This window comes from Aestuariivirga sp. (assembly GCF_044239095.1).
Lineage (GTDB): Bacteria > Pseudomonadota > Alphaproteobacteria > Rhizobiales > Aestuariivirgaceae > Aestuariivirga.
This window is the reverse complement of sequence record NZ_JBIICB010000217.1, coordinates 1-7454: the sequence shown is the minus strand read 5'-3', so window position 1 is coordinate 7454 and position 7454 is coordinate 1. Positions and strand designations below refer to the sequence as shown.

The 7454-nt window shown below is 63.9% G+C and carries 7 protein-coding genes; 3 read left to right on the top strand and 4 right to left on the bottom strand.

Annotated elements, in window-relative coordinates; genetic code table 11:
* Positions 1–163: 163 nt before the first annotated feature.
* Positions 164–1153 (bottom strand): Gfo/Idh/MocA family protein, encoded by a 990-nt coding sequence (locus tag ACILRA_RS16875; protein ID WP_395663232.1) that lies wholly within the window; start codon positions 1151–1153, stop codon positions 164–166.
* Between the two features lie 18 nt (positions 1154–1171).
* Positions 1172–1789: a choline-responsive transcriptional repressor BetI gene (gene betI / locus ACILRA_RS16870; RefSeq protein WP_395663231.1), complete on the bottom strand. Its 618-nt coding sequence runs from the start codon at positions 1787–1789 to the stop codon at positions 1172–1174.
* Between the two features lie 151 nt (positions 1790–1940).
* Here betI and choX point away from each other — a divergent pair, with 151 nt between their 5' ends.
* The 3 genes from choX (at position 1941) to choV (ending at position 5092) form a co-directional block, all read left to right on the top strand.
* Positions 1941–2870, top strand: a complete 930-nt coding sequence (gene choX, locus ACILRA_RS16865; RefSeq protein ID WP_395663233.1) for a choline ABC transporter substrate-binding protein — start codon at positions 1941–1943, stop codon at positions 2868–2870.
* A 180-nt stretch (positions 2871–3050) separates the two neighbouring features.
* Positions 3051–3905 (top strand): choline ABC transporter permease subunit, encoded by an 855-nt coding sequence (choW, locus tag ACILRA_RS16860; RefSeq protein WP_395663230.1) that lies wholly within the window; start codon positions 3051–3053, stop codon positions 3903–3905.
* On the top strand, positions 3902–5092 hold the full coding sequence (gene choV / locus ACILRA_RS16855) for a choline ABC transporter ATP-binding protein (protein ID WP_395663229.1): 1191 nt from the start codon (positions 3902–3904) through the stop codon (positions 5090–5092). The genes choW and choV overlap by 4 nt, the downstream gene beginning before the upstream one ends.
* On the opposite strand, the gene ACILRA_RS16850 is transcribed toward choV, so the two are convergent.
* Positions 5052–6266 (bottom strand): phosphopentomutase, encoded by a 1215-nt coding sequence (locus tag ACILRA_RS16850; protein ID WP_395663228.1) that lies wholly within the window; start codon positions 6264–6266, stop codon positions 5052–5054. The two genes, choV and ACILRA_RS16850, sit on opposite strands and share 41 nt — an antisense overlap.
* A 13-nt stretch (positions 6267–6279) precedes the next feature.
* Positions 6280–7454, bottom strand: a 1175-nt coding sequence (gene deoA, locus ACILRA_RS16845; protein WP_395663227.1) for a thymidine phosphorylase, incomplete at its 5' end; no start/stop codon positions are given.

Here is a 7454-nt window from a genome sequence, read left to right as displayed (position 1 = left end):
TTCGCCGATTTGGTATTGGCCATGAGGTTTGGTCCTGCTTCTCTGGAATTCGGTTGATGGGCCTTCAAAGACGAAGGACCGCATGCCTTGTGGCAGACGGCCCGCCTTCCCGGCCCATCGGGATGGCGGGCTTATAGTGACGGGAGACCCCGCCGTCAATGGCTCAGGGCTTTTCCCATTTCCGGCTCTTTTCGGAGCGGAAGAAGGCATCGAGGATCTTCATGTTCTGGATGGCGTCCTCCACCCCCCAGACCGGCTTCTGCTTGCCGCGGACGATCCGCCCGAAGGCCTCTGCTTGGAGCTGGTACTGGTCGGAGACGGGAAGCTCCGTCCATTGCCCCTGGTTCATCTCCATGCCCTGGAGGAAATAGCGGTTTGGCTTGTCTGGAGGCGCGTTAAAGGGAATTTCGATCTCGATCCGCCCCTTGGTGCCCATGATGTTGACGCGCTGATAGGGCGCGAGCTGGGTGGAGACGGTGAAGGACAGATGCCGGCCCTCGCCGAAGTCGGCAAGGCCCCCCGCCAGCCGGTCCGTCTTGAACTTCGGGTCGCGGTCGAAGGTCGCCGTCACCGCCACCGGCTCCGCATCGAAGATGAAGCGCGAGACGGTGATGGGGTAGCAGCCGATGTCGAGCAAGCCGCCGCCGCCGATATCCGCCATATTGCGCACATTCTTGGGGTCGCGGTTGAAATAGGCGAACATCACCTGGATCGCGCGCACGTCGCCGATCTTCTTCTTCTTCACGAGGTCGCGCGCGGCAAGCCACTGCGTGGCGTGGCGCACCATGAAGGCTTCGGCGATGTGGACGTCTTTCGGCGCCTTCCGGAGCTGTGCTGCCTCCTTCGCCGTGATGGCAACGGGTTTTTCGCACAGCACATGCTTGCCCGCGCGCGCTGCGGCCAGTGTCAGTGGCACATGCAGGTGATTGGGCAGCGGATTGTAGACGGCCTCAATCTCCGGATCCGCCAGCATCTCCTCATAGGAGCCATAGGCCTTGGGGATCCCGAGCTTTGCCGCCCACTCCTGCGCCGTCTTCTTCTTGCGCGAGGAAATCGCGACGATCTCGACGTCCTTGCTCTTCAGCATGCCAGGAATGACCTTCGCCACCCCGATGTTTGCGGTGGAGATGATACCCCACTTTACAGGCTTCATGTGATCGCCTCCCTCAACTCAGGACGCCATGTCTAGTCCGGTGCGGCCCCGGTTGAAAGACCGTTCGAGCGAAGCTGTGAGATAATCACGCGTGAGGGCGCGCGGCGTCTCGGGGTCGTTCGGCTTGCCTGTCAGCGCATAGCGCAGCCACAGCCCGTCGATCATTGCGCCGATGCCCTCGGCAAGCCGCAGTGCCTCGGACTTCGGAACGAGGCTGCGCAACTCATGGACGAGACTGCTCCGGAGGCGGCGGTGATAGACGGACAGGATATTCCGCAGCCTGTCTGACTGGCGGGCATTGCCATAGAGCGCCAGCCAGGCGCTGAAGACCTGTTCGTCGAACTGCTCATCGCCGAAACAGGCGTCGATGATGGCGCAGACCCGCTGGTGCGGACCGGATGCATGGGAGAGCCGGGCCACGACGTCGGTCCGCAGTTCGGCCAGCAGATGCCGCATGGTGGCGAAGAGCAGGTCGTCCTTGTTGTGGAAATAGTGATGAACCAGCCCGGCGGAGATGCCTGCCCGTTCAGCGATGCGCACGACCGTGGCATTGGCGAAGCCCCGCTCATGGATGACAGCGATTGCGGCCTCAACCAGCTGCTGGCGCCTGATCGGACCCATTCCCAGCTTCGGCATAACCCCTCCCGCCAGAAACGTAGATTTTTGTTGGTTGTTCGTCCAAGAAAAAGTTGCGGCCCGGTGTTTCTGTGGCCTAGAATTCTCCAATTACCCGAGAGCGCTGAGAAGGACTCCCGGGAAAACATGGGAGACGTGAATGAAATCGATCATGATGAAGAGTCTGGCAGCTGCCGCGATGATTGGTGTGGCAATGACGGCATCCGCACATGCGGCTGAGCCGGAGAGCTGCAAGACAGTGCGCTTTGCCGATGTGGGCTGGACCGATATCCAGGTCACCACGGGCGCCACCTCGGTGGTGCTCGAGGCGCTGGGTTATGAGCCGCAGGTGTCCACGCTGTCGGTGCCGGTCACCTATGCCTCGCTCAAGAACAAGGACATCGATGCCTTCCTTGGCAACTGGATGCCCTCCATGACGGCCGACATCCAGCCCTACCTCGACGACAAGTCGGTGGAGCAGATCGGCACCAATCTCGAGGGTGCAGGCTACGGCCTCGTCATTCCGCAGTATGTGGCAGATGCAGGCGTCAAGTCGCTTGCCGACCTTGGCGCAAACGCCGAGAAGTTCGGCGGAAAGATCTATGGCATCGAGGCCGGCAATGACGGCAACCGCATCATCCAGACCATGATCGACGATGCCAAGAACAATCTCTCGGGCTTCACGCTGGTCGAGAGCTCAGAGGCAGGCATGCTGACCGAGGCCGAGAAGGCATTGAAGAACAATGAGTGGATCATCTTCCTCGGCTGGACCCCGCACCCGATCATGGGCGAAATGAAGATCCACTATCTCGACGGCATGGGCGACTCAGGCTTCGGCGCGGCAAGCGTGCTCACCAATGTGCGCGCCGGCTATACGCAGGAATGCCCGAACGCCGGCAAGCTGCTCTCCAACCTCAAGTTCACGCTTGAGATGGAAGGCGCGATGATGGCTCCGGTCCTCAAGGACGGCGCCGACCCCAAGGAGACGGCGCGGGCCTGGCTGAAGGCCAATCCTGATGCGGTGAAGCCATGGCTCGAAGGCGTGACGACCATTGACGGCGGCGACGCCGTTGCGGCCGTTGCGGCCGCGTTGAAGGGCTAGAGCATGATCCGCAAAAGTGGAAACCACTTTTGCGACAAGATCATGCTCAAGCTATTGAACTTGCGCGAGTTCTTTTCGACCAGGTGATTCCACCTGGTCGGAACGCGCGCTGACGCAAGCATATAGAGGCCCGGAGGAAAAACCTTCCGGGCCTCTCCTCACGCACCGGGGGAGAGGCACATGGATCCGGTCTCCGATCTGATCAGATCGTGGAAGATACCCGTCGGCAAGTGGGGCAAGAGCCTCATTGATTTCATCGTCGACTATTTCCAGTGGTTGTTCGACGCGCTGAAGGTCTCGCTGAATTTCGTGGTCGAGGGCACCACGGCGGGCCTGCTGATGCTGCCGCCGATACTGCTGGCGCTGCTGATCGCCCTTTTTGCCTGGTGGCTCCGCAAGTCGTGGAAGCTGGCCGCCGGAGTGTTCATCGGACTTCTCTTCATTCTCAATCAGGGTCTCTGGAAGGAGACTGTGCAGACGCTGGTGCTGGTCAGCGGCGCAACGGCCCTCTCCATGGGGATCGGCGTGCCGCTCGGCATCTGGGCCGCGCACAATCCGCGCGTCTGGCGCGTGCTGCAGCCAGTGCTCGACCTGATGCAGACCATGCCGACATTCGTCTATCTGATCCCGATCCTGATCCTCTTCGGGCTCGGTGCCGCCCCAGCGCTCATCGTCACCATCATCTTCGCCATGCCGGCCCCCGTGCGCATGACCTATCTCGGCATCACCTCGATCCCGAGGCCAATGATCGAGGCCGGAGAGGCCTTCGGCGCCACAAAGCGGCAACTGCTGTGGAAGGTTGAGCTGCCCGCCGCCCTGCCCTCCATCATGGCGGGGCTCACGCAATGCATCATGCTCTCGCTGTCCATGGTGGTCTTCGCGACACTCATCGGCGCACCCAGCCTCGGCAACCCGGTGAACAAGGCGCTCGCCAACCGCAACATTCCGCTCGGCATCGAGGCGGGGCTTGCGATCGTGGTGCTGGCCATCATCCTTGACCGCATGCTGGCAGTGAAGGCGGGAGCCCGGAAATGACGGCGGCGATCGAGTTCCGCAACGTCGACATCATCTTCGGCGAAAACGCCGCCGAGGCGCAGAAGCTGGCGCATGACGGCGTGAGCCGTACCGAGATCCTGAGCCGAACCGGGGCAGTGCTGGGCGCCACCGGCGCCAACCTCACCGTCAACGAAGGCGAGATCAGCGTGCTGATGGGGCTTTCGGGCTCCGGCAAGTCCACGCTGCTGCGCGCGGTGAACGGCCTCAACAAGGTAACGGGCGGCGCCGTTCTGGTGCGGGATGGCGAGCACATGGTGGATGTCGCCAGCTGCAACCAGGCAGCCCTCAGGCACATCCGCCAGAAACAGGTGTCGATGGTGTTCCAGCAGTTCGCGCTCCTGCCCTGGCGCACGGTGCGCGAGAACGCAGGCTTCGGCCTCGAACTGTCTGGCGTGCCCGAGGCCGAGCGCAGGACACGGGTGGACAAGCAGCTGAAGCTGGTCGGCCTCGAACAATGGGCCAATAAGTTCGTGCATGAACTCTCGGGCGGCATGCAGCAGCGCGTGGGGCTCGCCCGCGCCTTTGCCACCGAAGCGCCAATCCTGCTGATGGACGAGCCCTTCTCGGCCTTGGATCCGCTGATCCGCACCAAGCTGCAGGACGAGTTGATCCAGCTCCAGAAGCAGATCAAGAAGACCATCCTCTTCGTCAGCCATGACCTGGAGGAGGCGCTCAAGATCGGCAACCGCATCACCATCATGGAGGGCGGGCGCATCGTGCAGTCGGGGACACCTGAAGACATCGTGCTGAAGCCCGCCAACGACTATGTGCGGGACTTCATCGCGAACGTGAACCCGCTCTCGGTGCTGACGGCGTGGAACGTCATGCGCGGCCTTCCCGAACTCGCGCGCGATGCCGATGGCTGGGTGTGGCTCGACAAGCGCCGCACCACGCGCTTCCATCTGGGGGCCGACGGCAAGGTGACCGCCGCAGAGCGCGACGGGCAGCCGGCCACATGGGTTTCCTGCGACCAGATCGACATCCCCGTCGAGGAGGGCACGCGGCCCGTCTATTGGGCGCGGCCCGGCACGTCGCTCAAGACCGTGATGCTGGCAATCCACAACACCGACGTGGCCCCGGTGGCGATCTTCGATGAGAACGACCGTTTCTTGGGAGCTGTCGGCGTCAGGAACGTGCTGCAGGCGGTGCTGAAGCGCCCGGATTAGCGGGATCCCACGCGGCGCCAGCGCCAAGCGGGCCGACGCCCAGGTGCCGCGCAATGGTCTGGCCGATATCGGCGAAGCTCATGCGCAGGCCGAAGCTGCCAGGCTGCATGCCGGGCATGTAGCTCATCACCGGCACTTGCTCACGCGTGTGGTCGGTGCCTTTCCATGTCGGGTCATTGCCGTGGTCGGCGGTGAGCACGAGGAGATCGCCCGGCTTCAGCTTCGCGAAGATGCGCGGCATCTCCGCATCGAAGGCCTCGAGCGCGCGGCCATAACCAACCGGATCGCGGCGGTGGCCGAACTCGCTGTCGAAGTCGACGAAATTCGTCATCAGGAAGCCACCATCCGCCAGCCCGTCCATGTTGGCCAGCGTCGTCTCCATGAAGGCCGGATTGCCCGAGACCTTGATCTCGCGGCCCGTGCCGGCATGGGCATAGATGTCGCCGATCTTGCCGACCGAGACGACGTCGCGGCCCGCCGCACTCAGCACAGCAAGCAGCGTGGGCGAAGGTGGTGTGACCGCGAAGTCCTTGCGGTGGCCGGTGCGGGTGAATTCGCCGCGCCGATCGCCGATGAAGGGCCTCGCGATGATGCGGCCGATGTTCATGGGGTAGGTAAGCTCGCGCGTCACGCGGCAGACCTCGTAAAGCCGCTCCAGCCCGAAATGCTGCTCGTGTGCTGCGATCTGCAGCACGCTGTCGGCACTGGTATAGGCGATGGGCTTGCCGGTGCGGATGTGCTCCTCGCCGAAATCCTCGATGACCTCGGTGCCAGAGGCATGGCGCAGGGCGAGAAGGCCCGGAAGATTGCAGCGGGAGACGATTGCATCGATCAGCGATTGCGGGAAAGCCGGGATCTCATGCGGGAAATAGCCCCAGCCGAATTGCAGCGGCACGCCGCCGATTTCCCAATGGCCGGTGATCGTGTCCTTGCCGCGCGAGACCTCGCGCGCCACGCCATATTGGCCGATGAGCGGATGGGCGGCGAGCGGGTTGCGACCGGTGGAGAGTTCCGACGCCTGCCCCAGCCCCAGCGCTGCCAGATGGGGCACGCGGAGTGCCATGTGATCGCAGATGTGGCAGAGCGTGTTGGCACCCTCATCGCCGAAGCTTGCGGCGTCAGGCGCACCGCCGATGCCGAAGCTGTCGAGAATCAGGAGAAAGGCACGCGGCATTCCGCCTCCATGGTCAGGCCGTGACCCGCGCCAGCACGGTGGCTGAGCGGGCGGGCTTCTCCCCCACAGCATAGGCCGATTTCACCATCGCCGCAGCCTTTGCGAAACCCGCCTCATCCGCCGCATGGACGAGGCAGAGCGGCGCGGACCGCTCCACCCGGTCCCCCTTGCCGAGGAGTGCGGAAAGTCCGACGCGATGGTCGATCCGGTCGGAGGCGACACGCCGCCCGCCGCCAAGTTCGATGACCGCAAGGCCGAGTTCACGCGTGCGGATGGCGGAGACATAGCCTTCGGCCTCCGCAGGGACGGGGCGGATGATGGGTGCGGGGGCGAGATGCTTCTCGTGGTTCGCAAGGAAGTTCAACGGGCCGCCGAGTGCCACGACCATCCTGTCGAAATGCTCCGCGGCCTTTCCGTTGGTGAGCGTCTGCTGAAGCTTGACACGCGCTGCGGCATTATCGGACGCGATCCCGGCGCTGAGCAGCAGTTCAGCGCCGAGCGCCAGCGTGATCTCCATGACGCGCGGTTCAGCTCGGCGGCCCAGCAGGAATTCCGCTGCATTCGCCACTTCGAGGGCGTTGCCAGCGCAAGTTGCCAGCGGCTCGTCCATATCGGTGATGAGCGCGGTGGTGGGAAGGCCTGCGCCATTCGCCACGGCGGCGAGGCTTTCGGCGAGCCCGCGCGCTTCCTCCATGGTGGCCATGAAAGCGCCGGAACCGGTCTTCACGTCCAGCACCAGATGGCCGAGGCCCGCTGCGAGTTTCTTGGAGAGGATCGAGGCAGTGATGAGCGGGATCGACTCCACCGTCGCCGTGACATCGCGGATGCCATAGAGGCGCTTGTCAGCGGGGGCCAGATCCGCCGTCTGGCCGATGATGGCGCAGCCTGCCTCACGCGTGGCGCGGCGGAAGAGGTCAAGGTCGGGCTGGGTGGCGTAGCCCGGGATGGAGTCGAGCTTGTCCAGCGTGCCGCCGGTGTGGCCGAGGCCCCTGCCCGAGATCATCGGCACAAAGCAGCCGCAGGCGGCGAGCATGGGGCCCAGCATGAGCGAGAGATTATCGCCGATGCCGCCGGAGGAATGCTTGTCCACCACGGGGCCCGGCAGGTCCCATTTGAGCACCGTGCCGGAGTCGCGCATGGCGAGCGTCAGCCCCACCGCCTCCTCCCGGCTCATGCCGCGGAAGAAGA

Excerpts from the sequence above, each read along its gene's own strand:
- choX (WP_395663233.1), top strand. The coding sequence starts at position 1,941 with ATGATGAAGAGTCTGGCAGCTGCCGCGATGATTGGTGTGGCAATGACG.
- betI (WP_395663231.1), bottom strand. The coding sequence starts at position 1,789 with ATGCCGAAGCTGGGAATGGGTCCGATCAGGCGCCAGCAGCTGGTTGAG.
- ACILRA_RS16875 (WP_395663232.1), bottom strand. The coding sequence starts at position 1,153 with ATGAAGCCTGTAAAGTGGGGTATCATCTCCACCGCAAACATCGGGGTG.
- ACILRA_RS16850 (WP_395663228.1), bottom strand. The coding sequence starts at position 6,266 with ATGCCGCGTGCCTTTCTCCTGATTCTCGACAGCTTCGGCATCGGCGGT.
- choV (WP_395663229.1), top strand. The coding sequence starts at position 3,902 with ATGACGGCGGCGATCGAGTTCCGCAACGTCGACATCATCTTCGGCGAA.
- choW (WP_395663230.1), top strand. The coding sequence starts at position 3,051 with ATGGATCCGGTCTCCGATCTGATCAGATCGTGGAAGATACCCGTCGGC.